Raw genomic sequence first — 14267 nt, forward strand, 5'->3', positions numbered from 1 at the left:
CCGTAGGAGCTGGCGAAGCCTGCGATCTTTTTTGCAGCCATCACGCCTATTCGGAAACGTTCAAACCCAGTGCTGCAAAACACTCCCCAATCGACCGCCGCTGCGTCTCGGCATACAGCCCCAACTCATCAATCGTCGACCGTCCCAAGGCCTTTTCGAACGCTTGCTGGTTCGAATGCACGCCATAGTGGGTTTGCGCCGCGTCCCCCAGGTTCGACTGAAAAATCCCCGCCGCGCTGACAGGCAAAAAGTCTTCATACACCAGCGGTTCAACCCGCACATAGCCGTCACGGAGCAAATCCTCCAGCGACAAATCCTTCAGCCCCTTCGCCGCCAAGCCTTTTTCCGTCACGAAGTAGCGAAAATACGCCAGTTCCTGTCGGCGCATTTCCTCGGCAGTGTCAGGGAATTCGCCAAAGTGCTGCGTCATTAGTGCGTTGTAGCGTGCGGCGTTGGTTTCGTTGGGGAAGTCCTTCAGTTCATCACGGGCAGCATTGAGCAAGCGGTCGTAAAGCGCCCGGCCTTTGGGGGTGAGCGCCGCGCCGCGTTGCTCGATTTCACCGAAACGGGCGCTGTGGCAGCCGCGGGTCTGGGCTTGATCGGTGAAGGTGACGGGCTCGTCCAGCGCCTTGAAACTGGTTTGACGCAGCAGGATCGGGCATTGCCGGCGGGGCGGGCCTTCGATCACCGCTTTGGGGGTGATGCCATGGGCAGGCATTTGCGCCTGGACGATGTCGATGTCCAGGGTGCGTGGCGTCAGGTGGTTGATGTGCGGGCCTTTGAAGGCCACCACGTCGGCGATCAGTCGATGCTGGGCGCTGAGTTGCTGATACTGCTCGGCCGTGACGGTGGCGCTGTGGTGCCAGCGGAAGGTCTCCAGGGCTTGTGCGACGAAGTCCTGCGCCTCGTATTCAGTCAGGCCGCCTTGAGCTTCAGCGCGTTCGATGAGGGCCAATGCCGCCGGGGTGAAAATCGAGCGCTTATCCAGCACCGACTGGGCAAATGCCCGCAGTTCGGCGTCTTCGATCAGTTCCAGGCGCAGCAGCGAGGTGAACACCCGGAACGGGCTGACTTGCAACGCGGCTTCATGCATGGCGCGGAACGCAGTGGAATGCACCGGCACGCCGGCCGGGGTCAGGTCGTAATAGCCCACCGGCTGCATGCCCATCACCGCAAACAGGCGGGCGAGGGTCGCCAATTCGGCGGCAGTGCCGACCCGGATCGCGCCGTGGCGTTCCAGGTCCAGGCGCTGGATTTCGCCGGTGCTGTGCAGCTGTCGGGCGATCTGCGGGTCGCTGTCCAGCACATGGCGGTTGGTCTGTTCCACCAGTTCCATCAGCGCGCCGTACAGCGGCACTTCTTCGCGGTACATGTCGGACATCGCTTTGGAGAAGCGTTGGCGGATCAGGTCAGGGCTGACGAAGTTCGGATGGCTCATGAAAAGTTTCCTGGCGCAGTGACGTAACGGATGCCGGAAAAGATCGCAGCCTTCGGCGGCGTCGACAAACGAAGTTTCTGACGAACTTCATTCTGCCAAGGACTGTTCTTGCAACACTGCCCCGTTCGTTCAGCGCAGCACTTGGTCCACCAATTCGATCCAGTGCCTGACCGGCGTACGTCCGGCGCTGTTGAGGTGGCTCTGACAGCCGATGTTGGCGGTAGCGATGACTTCAGGGTGGCCACTTTCCAGAGCGTTGAGCTTGTTGTCGCGCAGTTGCCGGGCCAGTACGGGTTGGGTAATCGAATAGGTGCCCGCCGAGCCACAACATAAATGACTGTCGGGCACTGCCATGAGATTGAAGCCCAACCGCGTCAGCACGGCTTCTACCGCACCGCCAAGTTTTTGGGCGTGCTGCAAGGTGCAGGGGCAGTGGAAGGCGATCCGCTGGTCAGTGGCGGTGCAGACCCGTTCTAAAGGCTCATCGGCCAGCACTTGCACCAGGTCCAGGGCCAGTTCGCTGACCCGCTGGGCTTTGGCCGCATAGACCGGATCGCGCTCCAGCAGATGCCCGTAATCCTTGATGAATGCGCCGCAGCCGCTGGCGGTTTGCACGATGGCTTCGGCGCCGTTTTCCAGGTGCGGCCACCAAACGTCGATGTTATGCCGAGCGCGATCGAGGCCCGAGGCCTGGGCGTCGAGGTGATAGTCCAGTGCGCCGCAACAGCCGGCGTCTGGCACCGGAATCACGCTGATCCCCAGCCGATCCAGTACCCCGCGCGGTCGCGGCATTGGTGTTCGGCGACAGACCGGGCTGCACGCAGCCTTCGAGCATCAGCACCCGACGCGCATGCCGAGGGGCAGGGCGCTCGCCTGCGGCGGGGAGGCCGTGGGGCAGCTTCGCCTCGATGCCCCGTGGCAGCAACGGCCGGAATGTGACGCCGATCTGCAGCAAGGTCTTGAACAGGTTCGGATTCGGCGCCAGCGCCCGCAACCCCTGACGCAACAACCGCTGACTGGCCGGGCGCGGCACCGCTTGATCGATCACGGCGCGGCCGATGTCCAGCAGGTTGTGATAATCCACCCCGGACGGGCAGGTGGTTTCGCAGTTGCGGCAGGTCAGGCAGCGATCCAGGTGCAACTGGGCTTTGGCCGTGGCGGGGGCGCCTTCGAGCACTTGCTTGATCAGATAGATGCGCCCGCGCGGCCCATCCAGTTCGTCGCCCAGCAGTTGATACGTCGGGCACGTGGCGTTGCAGAACCCGCAATGCACGCAAGTGCGCAGAATCTTGTCCGCTTCTTCGGCGCGGGGCAGTAGTTTGGACTGTTCGCTGAGATTGGTTTGCATGCTAAAGCTCCGCGTACATTCGCCCAGGGTTGAACAGCCCTTGCGGGTCCAGTTGCGCCTTGAGTTGTCGGTGATAGCGCAGCAGTGCCGGGGCCAGCGGCTGGAATGGCGTTTCGCTGACGCCGTGGCTGAAACAGGTAGCGTGGCCGCCGAGTTCAAGGGCTCGCGACTGAATGTTGTCGGCCGCGGATTTCAACCAGCGTTGTGCGCCGCCCCAGTCGATCAGTTGCTCACCGGGCAAGTCCAGAGGCCCGAGGTTGTTGGGCAATGACAAGCGCCACAGCGGCAGGCCCTCATTGAAAAAGTCTAGTCGTTGTTCGTTCAGGTCGGACCAATAACCGGAGTCCAAGGGGTCGCCGCCGAGTCGTTGATGGGCGGCCGTCACCGAACCTTCGCCCCCTTCGAGCCGCAAATACAGACGCTGACCGTCGTGACAGGCGGCGCTGATGGGCAGTGGCTGCTGCCCCCATTGCGCCAGATTGTCCAAGGCGCGGGCGCAGTCGATGTCCAGGCTGATGCTCAAGCATTGCCGGGGTTTGGGTAGCACTTTGAGCGAGACTTCGGTCAGCACCCCAAGGCAGCCGTAACTGCCGACCATCAGGCGCGAGAGGTCGTAGCCGGCAACGTTTTTCATCACTTCGCCGCCGAAGCGCAGGTGGGTGCCGAGGCCGCTGATCACCCGGGTACCGAGGACAAAATCGCGCACTGAGCCAGACCACGGACGCCGTGGCCCGGACAGCCCCGTCGCGATCATCCCGCCGACGGTGGCGCCTTCACCGAACGATGGCGGCTCGCAGGGCAGCATTTGCCCCTGTGCATCCAGTGCAGCAAACAGTTCGCTCAGCGGCGTGCCGGCGCGAACGCTGATCACCAGCTCCGTCGGGTCGTAACTGACGATGCCGCGATGGACGCGGGTGTCGAGTATTTCTCCGGCCACTTCACGGCCGAGAAACGCCTTGGTGTTACCGCCCTGAATGCGCAGCGGCGTGGCGTTTTCCTGTGCCTGTTTGACCTGCTCCAGCAGGGCTTCACTGGCATCGACGTCCGGCATCAGAAACGCTCCAGCTCAGGGAACGGCAGTTGCCCGGCGTGGATGTGCATCGCGCCGAATTCCGCGCAGCGGTGCAGGGTCGGGATGTTCTTGCCGGGATTGAGCAGGCCCTTTGGGTCGAACGCGGTTTTCACTGCGTGAAACAGCGTTAACTCGTCACTGTTGAACTGCGCGCACATCTGATTGATTTTCTCGCGGCCTACGCCGTGCTCGCCGGTGATGCTGCCGCCGACTTTGACGCAGAGTTCGAGGATCTTGCCGCCGAGGGCTTCGGCCCGCTCCAACTCGCCGGGCTGGTTGGCGTCGAACAGAATCAGCGGGTGCATATTGCCGTCGCCGGCGTGGAAAACGTTGGCCACGCGCAAGCCGTATTCTTGCGCCAGGCTGGCGATGCCTTTGAGCACGCCGGGCAGTTCGCGGCGGGGGATGGTGCCGTCCATGCAGTAGTAATCCGGCGAGAGACGGCCGATCGCCGGGAAGGCGTTTTTGCGTCCGGCCCAGAACCGCACACGTTCGGCTTCGTCCCGAGCCTGGCGCACGTCGCTGGCACCGGCCTGTTGCAGCACCTCGCGAACCCGCTCGCAATCGTCATGGACATCCGCTTCGACGCCGTCCAGTTCGCAGAGCAGTATCGCTTCGGCGTCCACTGGATAACCGGCGTGGATGAAATCCTCGGCGGCACGGATCGCCAGGTTGTCCATCATCTCCAGGCCTCCGGGGATGATCCCGGCCGCGATGATCTCGGCCACCGCGCGGCCGGCCTTTTCCACGGAATCGAAACTGGCCAGCAGGACTTTGGCGACCTGGGGTTTGGGCAGCAGTTTGACCGTGACTTCGGTGATGATCCCCAGCAAGCCTTCGGAGCCGGTGAACAGAGCCAGCAAGTCGAAGCCCGGCGCGTCCAGCGAATCGGCACCGAGGGTCAGGTGTTCGCCTTCGAGGGTGAGCACTTCGAGTTTCAGCAGGTTGTGCACGGTCAGGCCGTATTTGAGGCAATGCACGCCACCGGCGTTTTCCGCGACGTTACCGCCGATGGAGCAGGCGATTTGCGAGGACGGGTCCGGCGCGTAATACAAACCGAAGGGCGCCGCTGCTTGGGATATCGCCAGGTTACGCACTCCCGGCTGGACTCGTGCGGTGCGGGCGGCAGGGTCGATGTGCAGAATGTTGTTGAACCGTACCATCACCAGCAGCACGCCTTTGTCCAACGGCAGCGCACCGCCGGACAACCCGGTGCCGGCTCCGCGCGCCACCACCGGCACGTTGCGGGCATGACAGAGCCGGAGCAGCGCCTGCACCTGTTCCAGCTGCCGGGGCAGGGCGACCAGCATCGGCGTGGTGCGATAGGCCGAGAGGCCGTCGCATTCGTAGGGTTTGAGTTCTTCTTCGCGCCAGAGAATGTCCAGGTCCGGCACCTCCTGCTGCAAGGCTTTGAGTAACGCAGCCTTGTCGACATTGGGCAGAACACCGTCGATGCGTTCGTCGTAAAGAATGTTCATCGTTTACCACCCAGAGCAAAGGGGCTTGCCCCCTTGTAGGAGCTGCCGCAGGCTGCGATCTTTTGACTTTGCTTTATAAAGGCAAGATCAAAGATCGCAGCCTGCGGCAGCTCCTACAGAGAAGGATCCCCTTTGTCACAAGGGATCTCATCAGATTTTCCTTTCCAGAAACTCCCGATACAGCCGCGCAGTCTTGGACGGTTGCTCAACCATCGGCATATGGCCGACACCGTCCCAGATTTCCACTTGCAGATCGGCGATGCCCTTGCTCCAGACCGGTACGCTGCTGACGTCGATCAAGCGGTCCTTGCGCCCCCACAGCAGCAGCGCCGGGCATTTGATGTCGGGCAGTTTTGGCTCCATCGGCGGGCTGGCGTGGAAGTCCCTGAAGATTTCTTCCAGCTCGTCGCGCTGCTGTTCGTAACGCTGGGCGACGGCGTCCAGCACGATTCCCGGCACCCATGGCGGCGAGACCATGGTCATGGCATAAAAATGCTGGAACTCTTCACGGGAATGAATCAAAAACGGGTTATGCCCGCGAGCCAGGTGGCGCTCCATGTCGCTGGGTTCCGGGGCGGTGACGCCGGCCGGGTCGATCAGCGCCAGCGAAACAATGCGCTCCGGGTAGTTGGCCGCCAGCCAGGCCGCGATGTAGCCGCCCATGGAGTTGCCGATCACATGGACCTTTTCGACCCCGCAAATATCGAGCAACTGGATCAACCGTTTGGCCTGGATTGGAATGTCATAGCCCCCGCCGGCCTTGAAGCCGGTTTCGCCGTGCCCCGCGAGATCAGGAATAATCACCCGGTAGTCGTCGACAAAATGGCGGGCGAAGCGCAGCCAGATGTTCTTGTCGGCGCTGTAGCCATGCAGCATCAGCACACTGCTGGAGGCTTCGTAAGGGCCGCCTTGCCACGTCGAAACGGTCATTTCGGGGATTGGCACAACGATCTTGTGCAACCGGTACAGCCGGGCCTCCAGCGCCATGTTCAAGTCATAGAGCCAGTAACCGATGGCCGGGTAGCTCAACCAGCTCCAGGCCACGAAGACGGCGATAGTGACAACCAACAAAAGCATCAGGCTATTCCTTTGCAGTGATCAGGACAGCGTGCGGTCGGCGGGTTTGAGCGCCCGGATCCTCTTTCTCGTTGTTATCGATCCCTCCCTTCATGTATAGACCAAACATTGGGCATTGAGCTCATGGGAGGTCACGCTATTCAGACCGCCAACCGGTGATGGCTATTTGCCGTTGCCCTGATAGACTTCAAACACACTTTCAACCCGTGTGTTGTCAGGCTCCTTCAGCGGTAAAGAGGCCTCTATGGAAAAAAAGGGAGGAAAGGGACTTTCACTGGCCAGGAGGCTTTATGGGTCGCGAATCCTGGGGCTGGCCTTGGGATTATTGTGCGTCGGCGCAGGAATGTATCCACTCGACCCGGCGCCATGGGTCTGGGGGGTAATGCTGTTCAACGGGCTGCTCTGGCCGCATGTGGCCTATCAATGGGCGCGGCGGGCGGAAATTCCTTTTCGTGCCGAACACCGCAATATCCTGGTGGACGCGTTTCTTGGTGGTTTCTGGGTGGCCGCCATGCAGTTCAATCCGCTGCCCAGCGCGGCGACCCTTTCGATGATGGCGATGCACAACGTGGCCATCGGCGGTGTGCGTTTTCTCTTGGTGGGCGCCGTCGCGCAGGTGCTTGGGATCGGCGTCGGGCTGCTGGTGTTCATGCCGGCTTTTGTCCCGCTAACCAGTCCGTTTCAGCTGTACGCCTGCCTGCCTTTGCTGTCGATTTATCCGCTGTCCCTGGGCTGGATCTGCTTCCGTCAGGCCGACACCCTCGGCCGACACAAGCGCGAATTGCTGGCCCTGAGCCGCACCGACAGCTTGACTGGCCTGCTAAACCACGGTGCCTGGAAAGATCAGCTGGAAATCGAATTTCAGCGTTGCCAACGCCAGCAGCAGGGCGGGGCGATTGCACTGATCGACATCGACCATTTCAAAACCATCAACGACACCTACGGCCATGTCGCCGGGGATATGGTCCTGCGTCGGCTGAGCAAAATGCTCAAGCAGAACCTGCGGGCAGCGGATCTCGCCGGGCGTTATGGCGGCGACGAATTCTGTGTGCTGCTGCCGGACCTGCCGCTGGACCGTGCTGCCCTGGCGATGGATGCGTTGCGTGATCGTTTCGCCACGTTGGGTTACGAGCAAAACCCGGCGCTGAAGGTCAGTTTGAGCATCGGCCTGGCCGCCTTCAACCCGGCACACAATGACGCGACCCTATGGCTCAACGACGCCGACCAGGCGCTCTACGAAGCCAAGACCACCGGGCGTAACCGCGTCATTTGCCACAGCGACGGTAAACCGCATAAGGCGTTGCTCAACTCTGTGTAAGCCAATCACCACAAATCCCTTGTGGGAGCGGGCTTATGTGGCGAGGGGGCTTGCCCCCGTTGGGGGGCGAAGCACCCCTAAAACCAGCCACCTCGATCTCGGATTAGAGCGCGGTGACTGGTTTTACGACTGCTGCGCAGCCGAACGGGGGCGAGCCCCCTCGCCACATAAGCCCGCTCCCACAGGGGATGTGTGGTCATTCAGGTTTGTATGTGTCGCATCCGGTGTAGAGCCTTGCGTCGTAGTCAGGTAGGGTATTTTCGACCCCCGACACGAAACAAGGATCGATTCATGACGTTCAAACGCTCTCGCTCCCTCCTGGCCATCAGCCTCGGCCTGACCCTCGCCCTCGGCGCCTTCTCAACAGCCTTCGCCGAACCCCATAAACAGATCCTCGCCGATGCCGAACAGTACAAAGGTGAAGCCCTGAAATTGCTGGAGCGGCTGGTGAATATCGACTCTGGCTCCGGTTATGAGCCGGGGCTGACTCAGGTGAGCGACATCGCCATCGAAGAGTTGAAGAAACTCGGTGCCACCATCGAACTCGTGCCCAACACCCCGGACAGGAGCAACCATGTGCTGGCCACGCTCAAAGGCACCGGCACGGCGAAAATCCTGCTGATGGCACACATGGACACCGTGTTCAAGGAAGGCTCCGCCGCCGCGCGCCCATTCCACATCAAGGATGGCCGCGCTTACGGGCCGGGCGTGATGGACGACAAGGGCGGCATCGTCGCCGGGATCTATGCACTGAAAGTCCTGAAAAACCTCGATTTCAAGGATTACGCGCAGATCACCTTCCTGCTCGACGCCAGCGAAGAAACCGGCTCGGACGTCGCCACCAACCTGATCAAGAAAACCGCCAAGGCCCATGACGTAACACTCAACCTCGAACCGGGCCGCCCGGCGGATGGTTTGGTGGTATGGCGCAAAGGCAGCGCCACCGCCGTGGTCGAGGTCAAGGGCAAGGCATCTCACGCTGGCGTCGCGCCGGAGCTGGGACGTAACGCGGCCATGGAAGCCGCGCACCAGATCTTGCAACTCGGAAAACTGGGGGATGCGCAGAAGAAAACCACCATCAACTTTACCGTGCTCAATGCTGGCGATCGCACCAATGTGATTCCGGATCAGGCCACCGCCAAGGCTGACGTGCGGGCAGCGGTACCGGAAGAGTTCGACCGGATCGAGAAGGATTTGGCGCGAGTCTCCAAGGACAAGCTGATTCCCGAGACTGAAGTGACCACTACCCTTAAACGCGGCTTGCCACCGATGCCGCAAACGGCGGAGTCGGATCGCTTGATGGCCATGGCCCAGGGGATTTACGGCGAAATTGGCCGCAAGCTGACGGAAGAAGGCAGCGGCGGGGCGGCGGATGCCAGCCTCTCGGCCGGAGTGGGTACGCCGACGCTGGATGGGTTCGGGATTGTCGGCGGCAATATCCATACCCCGGAGGAATACGCCGAGGTCGAGAGTGTGGCACCACGGATTTATCTGTTGTCGCGGATGATTATGGAATTGACCAAGAAGTAATCGGCCAGATCATTCCTTGATGTGGGGCGGTTCTGTGGTGAGGGGGCTGGCCCTGAGGAGGGAGGTTCAAGGTTGCGATTTAGCGCTGTCTCACCTGGCCCCTTCGCGAGCAAGCCCGCTCCCACATTTGATTGCGGGCGTGCACAAATAATGTGTCCACAGAAAATCCAGTGTGGGAGGGCTTGCTCGCGAAGGGGCCAGATGGGCCAGATGTCACACCATCATTTCAGCCGAACCCTCACTCCTTGACGCTCATGTATTCCTTCGCCCAAACGATGTATTCCTCAGGCTGCGTGTAGGTATGCGTCAGTTCAGTCGCGCTCAAGTCCGATGCCTGGGTGAAGATCTGGCGTTGTTCGCGCAGGCTGTCGTAAGTGGCCTTGATCGCCGCGAAGTACGCACCATGTCCGTCGATAGTGACGCGCACACCCAGTTCGGCCAGGCGCTTGTCGTCGTGCAGTAGCGGGTTGCCGTAGGTAACCAGCATCAGCGGCACGCTCAGGTGCTCGGCGATCTGTTCGAGGTGATCGAAGTCCCGCACACCCACCATGCAAATCCCGTCCGCCCCGGCCTGTTGGTATTGCTGGGTGCGGCTGATGATTTCCTGAACCGGGAGGATCCCGGCATTGGTCCGCGCAATGATCGCCATTTCCGAGTCGACCCGGGCTTCCAGAGCCGCGCGGATCTTGCCGACGCCTTCCGCGACCCCGATCAGGTCAGTGGATTTGCGACCGAATTGCGCCGGCAGCAAGGTGTCTTCAATAGTCAGGGCGGCCACGCCGGCACGTTCGAGTTCGACGATGGTGCGCATGACGTTGAGCGCGTTGCCATAGCCGTGGTCGGCGTCGGCGATGACCGGTAATTGGGCCACGCGGCCGATGCGGGTGGCCTGCTCGGCGAACTCGCTCAGGGTAATCAAGGCAAAGTCGGGGGCGCCCAGCACCTGCAATGACGCGACTGAACCGCCGAGAATCCCCACTTCAAAACCCAGGTCAGCGGCAATGCGTGCCGACATCGGGTCGAAGACCGACGCGGTGTGATAGCAGGTGTTGGAAGCGAACAGTTGGCGGAAATTACGGCGCAAATCTTGATGAGACAGCCTGGACATATGAGTTCCACCATACAAAGGAATGGAAGGGCTTGAGCAAAAGTGTCAACGCCGAAAGAACAAAAGGCTATCACGGTGGAAGGTGAAGAATGATGACGAATTTGCCGGCCAAGGGATGCAAGATCAAAAGATCGCAGCCTGCGGCAGCTCCTGCAGGATGTTCAACGATCGATGCGGACGGGTAAAGAATGATGTAGGAGCTGCCGAAGGCTGCGATCTTTTCCGATCACGCCGCCACCGCCTGCCGCTGTTGATTGCACAGCGGCACGGCACGCACCGAGTTGCCGGGTTGCAGTTGCAGGCGTTTGGCGGTGAGTCGGTCGACGACCAGGCTGTTGCCCATCAATCGCGCCTGGGCGGTGGTGATGCGGCAGTTTTCCAGGCGGCGATTGTGAATCAGCCATACTGGCGCCTGGTCGTCGGGCGTGCCGATGGCCAGCTCCAAACGTTGGCTGTCACGTACCGTGCGGATTCTCGATACCGGGGCTTCGATTACCGGGCCGGCGTCGAAGATGTCGATGTACCCCTTATGGGAAAACCCCTCGGCGGTGAGGATCTTCAGTGCAGGTTCGGTGTTCGGGTGCGGCTTGCCGATCACCGCCTGCGCCTCATCGGTGAGCAGGCAGGTGTAGAGCGGTTGGCGCGGCATCAGTTCGGCGATGAATGCTTTGCTGCCAAGCCCCGACAAGTGATCGGCATGGCTGAAATCCATCTTGAAAAAGTGCCGGCCCAGGCTGTCCCAAAACGGCGAGCAGCCATGTTCGTCGGCACTGCCGCGCAGTTCGGCGATAAGCTTGTCGCCGAACAAGTGGGGAAACTCGGCAACGAACAGCAGGCGCCCCAGCGACAGCAGTCGACCATTGTTGCCATGACGTTGATCATGTCGCAGAAACAGCGAGCAGATTTCCGATTGGCCGGTCATTTCATTGTTCAGAAACAATGTGGGAATCTGGCGCGCAATACCCAGGTCCGGCGATGAGCTGACAGTCAGGCCGACCCGATAGTTATACCAGGGCTCCCGCAGGCCGACGGCGCCTGTCAGGGCGCTGACGCCGACCACTTGTTGATCGTCATCCTCAAGCACGAACAGGTAATCGGCGTCCGCACGCTCGACCTGTTCGGCAAAAGTGCGCTGGGCCCAGCGCACACGGTGGGTCAGGCGCTCTTCACTGGCCGGCAGGGTGGTGAACCCGGGGCCGGCCTGTTGCACCAGATCAAGCAAGGCGGGCAGGTCGGTGACTTGAACCGGGCGGACAATCATGATGCAGCTCCTTCTTCGCGCCTGTTCGGACGCTGTCGTTGGGCACGGGACCGGTGGCGGCTCACAGGGCGATCAATCGGATTGCGCTGGTGTCGGTCACATTCAGGGCCGCGCACATCTCGGCACTCAAGGCCACGGGTTGCCCGGCGTGATAGTCCAGCTCGGCAACGATTGCGCGGTAGTCCTTCAACGAATCGTTGCTCACCAGGTAGTTGCTCACCAGGTAGTTGCTCACCAGGCAGTTGCTTACCAAGTAACTGCCGCGCGCATCGATGGCCGAGCCAGGAAGCACTGTGCCGGTTTGGCACTGGGCGATGGAGCGAATGTTCGAGGTGCGTGCGTACAGCGTCGGACCAGCGTCGAACAGGTCAATGTAGCTGTTGGTCTCGAAGCCTTCACGTTCAAGAATGTCGAAGGCTTCTTGACCGTCAGGATGAATCCGGCCGATACAGGCCTGTGCCGCCGGCGGCAGCATCGGCACGTAGATCGGGTATTGCGGCATCAGTTCGGCGAGAAACGTCCGGCTCTGCAAACCACAAAGCCGCTCGGCCTCGACGTACGGCAGGTCGAAGAAATGCTTGCCCAGCGCATCCCAGAACGGTGATTGGCCCTGTTCGTCGCTGTAGCCAACGATTTCGGTGATCACCGCTTCGGCAAAGCGCGTCTTGTGGGCGGCGATGAACAGCAACCGCGCCCGGGACAGCAGTTCGGAAAACCGCGTGCGTTCCAGTGCCGCGTTGATATGGAAACCGCGCAGCAAGGTATGACCACTGAGGTCGTGGCACAACGACAGCGCCGGCACCCCATGCTCGATGTTCAGCTCCCGCGAGGCACTGGTGAAATGGCGGTTGCGCAAACTGTAGAACGGCTCGTTGAACCCTGCGGTGGCGAGGATTTCCGAGCAGCCGACCAGATGGCGAGTCATGAGATCTTCCAGCACGAAGAAATAGTTCTCCGGGCCATGACCCTGGACGTCTTTCTCGAAAGAGGCGCAGGAGGCGAGAATCTTCTCGCGCAGGTGTTCGGTGTCGTCCGGCAAGGACGTGACTCCCACCAGACTGTCGCGCGCCAGTTGCTGCAACTGGGGCAGGTCGGTTAACTCCACCGGGCGTAAGACCAGCATGGATGTACTCCTGTATCAAAGGGTTCGGCGATTTGCACCGAACCTGACTATCACTGTCGGTCTCCACGTGTTAAATCGGCAGTCGCCTGAATTCATGTCAGACGCTGCTCTTTTTCTTGTCAGCCATTGCTTGGGTCGGGTAGGACAGTGTTGGCACCCAGTTTGTTGAGAAAGAACAGATAGACCAGGCCCAAGGCAATCCAGATCAGCCCGAGCTTTTGTGCGTCAACGCCCATGTTGTACATGATGGCCGCGACGATGATGAAGCCGATTACCGGGCAGATCAGGTGACGGATCACCTGGCCGGACTTCTGCCGACGCCAGTAATAGTTGATAACGGTCAGGTGCAGCAACATGAAGCCGCTCAGGGCACCGAAGTTCACCAGGGAAGTGAGAATGTCCACCGAGTTGATGAACAGGTAGCAGATCACCAGCGACAGCACCGCCACCAAATAGATGCTCAAGTACGGCGTGTTGTGTTTCGGGTGCACCTTGGCCAGCACTTTCGGCAGTTTGCCGTCCCGGGCCATGCCGAACAGCAGGCGCGAAACCGCTGCTTGCGAGGTGATTGCGACGGCTACGCCCCAAGCCAGGGCGGTGGCCACGGCGGTCAAGGTTGCCAGCCAGCTGCCGGCGGCGATTTCGGCGATTTCATAAAACGCAGTGTCGGCGCTCTTGAAACCCAGGCCGGCGGCCAGGTCCGTGGCAATCCAGGTTTGCACGACAAAGATCACGCCCATCACCAGCAATGTGATCAGCGCAGCCTTGCCGACGCTGCGGCCAGGGTCGCCCTTGATTTCTTCGGCGAGGGTGGAGATTGCATCGAAACCGAGGAACGACAGCACGGCAATCGACACTGCTTGCATCAGCAGGGCGAAGTTGAAGGCCTCGGGGTTGTACAGCGGCGCCAGGGTCAGTTGACCGTTACCGCCGCCGCTGTGCAGGGCATTCCAGGCGTAGAACAGGAAGATTCCCAGCACCACCAGTTGCGCTAATAGAAAGACGATGTTCATCCGCGCGGTGAAGGTAATGCCCCGCAGGTTGACGAAGGTCGCGCTGACCAGAAAGGCCAGGATGAAGCCGACTTTCGGGATGTCCGGGTACAAATGATTCAGCGCCATCGCCGCGTAGACGTAGAGCAGCGGCGGAATCAGCAAATAATCGAGCAGCATCAGCCAACCGGCGATAAACCCGACATGCGGGTTGAGGCCGCGTTGTGCGTAGGAGTACACGGAACCTGCAATCGGAAAGGCCCGGGCCATGCTGCCGTAACTGAGGGCAGTGAACAGCATCGCCACCATGCCGATGATGTAGGCCAGCGGTACCATCCCCGGGGCTTCGGCGTTGACGTAACCATAGACGCCGAACGGGGCGATGGGGATCATGAAAATCATCCCGTACACCACCAGGTCCGTCAGCGACAGGCTACGTTTCAACTCTTGCTTGTAGCCGAATTCTTCTATTTCCATGAAGCCCTTCTCCTTGATTTGAAAGCAGCTGCATGCTGCGAGTGT

At 60.8% G+C, this 14267-nt stretch carries 10 protein-coding genes and 1 pseudogene; 2 read left to right on the forward strand and 9 right to left on the reverse strand.

Annotated features, from left to right (window positions below; genetic code table 11):
• Positions 1-46: 46 nt before the first annotated feature.
• The 5 genes and pseudogenes from hglS to ABH909_RS14870 all read right to left on the reverse strand — a co-directional run bounded on the left by hglS (position 47) and on the right by ABH909_RS14870 (position 6413).
• Positions 47-1438: a 2-oxoadipate dioxygenase/decarboxylase HglS gene (gene hglS / locus ABH909_RS14850; protein ID WP_429434322.1), complete on the reverse strand. Its 1392-nt coding sequence runs from the start codon at positions 1436-1438 to the stop codon at positions 47-49.
• Positions 1439-1567: 129 nt separating this feature from the next.
• Positions 1568-2786 (reverse strand): annotated as a pseudogene (gene glcF / locus ABH909_RS14855) (glycolate oxidase subunit GlcF).
• A gap of 1 nt (position 2787) precedes the next feature.
• Positions 2788-3837: a glycolate oxidase subunit GlcE gene (gene glcE / locus ABH909_RS14860; RefSeq protein WP_429434324.1), complete on the reverse strand. Its 1050-nt coding sequence runs from the start codon at positions 3835-3837 to the stop codon at positions 2788-2790.
• Entirely contained in the window at positions 3837-5336 is a 1500-nt protein-coding gene (glcD, locus tag ABH909_RS14865) for a glycolate oxidase subunit GlcD (RefSeq protein ID WP_429434326.1), read from the reverse strand. The genes glcE and glcD overlap by 1 nt, the downstream gene beginning before the upstream one ends.
• 150 nt (positions 5337-5486) lie before the next feature.
• Entirely contained in the window at positions 5487-6413 is a 927-nt protein-coding gene (locus tag ABH909_RS14870) for an alpha/beta fold hydrolase (protein WP_429434328.1), read from the reverse strand.
• 244 nt (positions 6414-6657) lie between these two features.
• On the opposite strand from ABH909_RS14870, the gene ABH909_RS14875 reads away from it, so the two are divergent.
• The gene (locus ABH909_RS14875) at positions 6658-7731 is read left to right on the forward strand and encodes a diguanylate cyclase (RefSeq protein ID WP_429434330.1); all 1074 of its coding nucleotides are present in this window, start codon (positions 6658-6660) and stop codon (positions 7729-7731) included.
• 291 nt (positions 7732-8022) lie between these two features.
• A complete protein-coding gene (locus tag ABH909_RS14880; protein ID WP_429434333.1) occupies positions 8023-9261 on the forward strand; it encodes a M20/M25/M40 family metallo-hydrolase in 1239 nt (412 codons plus the stop codon).
• A 238-nt stretch (positions 9262-9499) separates the two neighbouring features.
• Here ABH909_RS14880 and ABH909_RS14885 read toward each other — a convergent pair whose 3' ends face one another.
• The 4 genes from ABH909_RS14885 to ABH909_RS14900 form a co-directional block, all read right to left on the reverse strand.
• Positions 9500-10369 (reverse strand): isocitrate lyase/PEP mutase family protein, encoded by an 870-nt coding sequence (locus ABH909_RS14885; protein ID WP_429434336.1) that lies wholly within the window; start codon positions 10367-10369, stop codon positions 9500-9502.
• 226 nt (positions 10370-10595) lie between these two features.
• The gene (gene astA, locus ABH909_RS14890) at positions 10596-11630 is read right to left on the reverse strand and encodes an arginine N-succinyltransferase (RefSeq protein ID WP_429434339.1); all 1035 of its coding nucleotides are present in this window, start codon (positions 11628-11630) and stop codon (positions 10596-10598) included.
• A gap of 61 nt (positions 11631-11691) precedes the next feature.
• Complete coding sequence (locus ABH909_RS14895) at positions 11692-12753, reverse strand: arginine N-succinyltransferase (protein WP_429434341.1); 1062 nt, start codon at positions 12751-12753, stop codon at positions 11692-11694.
• Positions 12754-12872: 119 nt separating this feature from the next.
• Positions 12873-14222, reverse strand: a complete 1350-nt coding sequence (locus ABH909_RS14900; protein ID WP_429434344.1) for an APC family permease — start codon at positions 14220-14222, stop codon at positions 12873-12875.
• Positions 14223-14267: the final 45 nt, after the last annotated feature.

Origin of the sequence: Pseudomonas sp. BS3782 TE3695, assembly GCF_050435305.1 — a bacterium.
Taxonomy (GTDB): domain Bacteria; phylum Pseudomonadota; class Gammaproteobacteria; order Pseudomonadales; family Pseudomonadaceae; genus Aquipseudomonas.

What these genes read in the sequence shown, in the direction of transcription:
- hglS (WP_429434322.1), bottom strand. Translation starts at nt 1,438, where the DNA reads ATGAGCCATCCGAACTTCGTCAGCCCTGACCTGATCCGCCAACGCTTC.
- glcE (WP_429434324.1), bottom strand. Translation starts at nt 3,837, where the DNA reads ATGCCGGACGTCGATGCCAGTGAAGCCCTGCTGGAGCAGGTCAAACAG.
- glcD (WP_429434326.1), bottom strand. Translation starts at nt 5,336, where the DNA reads ATGAACATTCTTTACGACGAACGCATCGACGGTGTTCTGCCCAATGTC.
- ABH909_RS14870 (WP_429434328.1), bottom strand. Translation starts at nt 6,413, where the DNA reads ATGCTTTTGTTGGTTGTCACTATCGCCGTCTTCGTGGCCTGGAGCTGG.
- ABH909_RS14875 (WP_429434330.1), top strand. Translation starts at nt 6,658, where the DNA reads ATGGAAAAAAAGGGAGGAAAGGGACTTTCACTGGCCAGGAGGCTTTAT.
- ABH909_RS14880 (WP_429434333.1), top strand. Translation starts at nt 8,023, where the DNA reads ATGACGTTCAAACGCTCTCGCTCCCTCCTGGCCATCAGCCTCGGCCTG.
- ABH909_RS14885 (WP_429434336.1), bottom strand. Translation starts at nt 10,369, where the DNA reads ATGTCCAGGCTGTCTCATCAAGATTTGCGCCGTAATTTCCGCCAACTG.
- astA (WP_429434339.1), bottom strand. Translation starts at nt 11,630, where the DNA reads ATGATTGTCCGCCCGGTTCAAGTCACCGACCTGCCCGCCTTGCTTGAT.
- ABH909_RS14895 (WP_429434341.1), bottom strand. Translation starts at nt 12,753, where the DNA reads ATGCTGGTCTTACGCCCGGTGGAGTTAACCGACCTGCCCCAGTTGCAG.
- ABH909_RS14900 (WP_429434344.1), bottom strand. Translation starts at nt 14,222, where the DNA reads ATGGAAATAGAAGAATTCGGCTACAAGCAAGAGTTGAAACGTAGCCTG.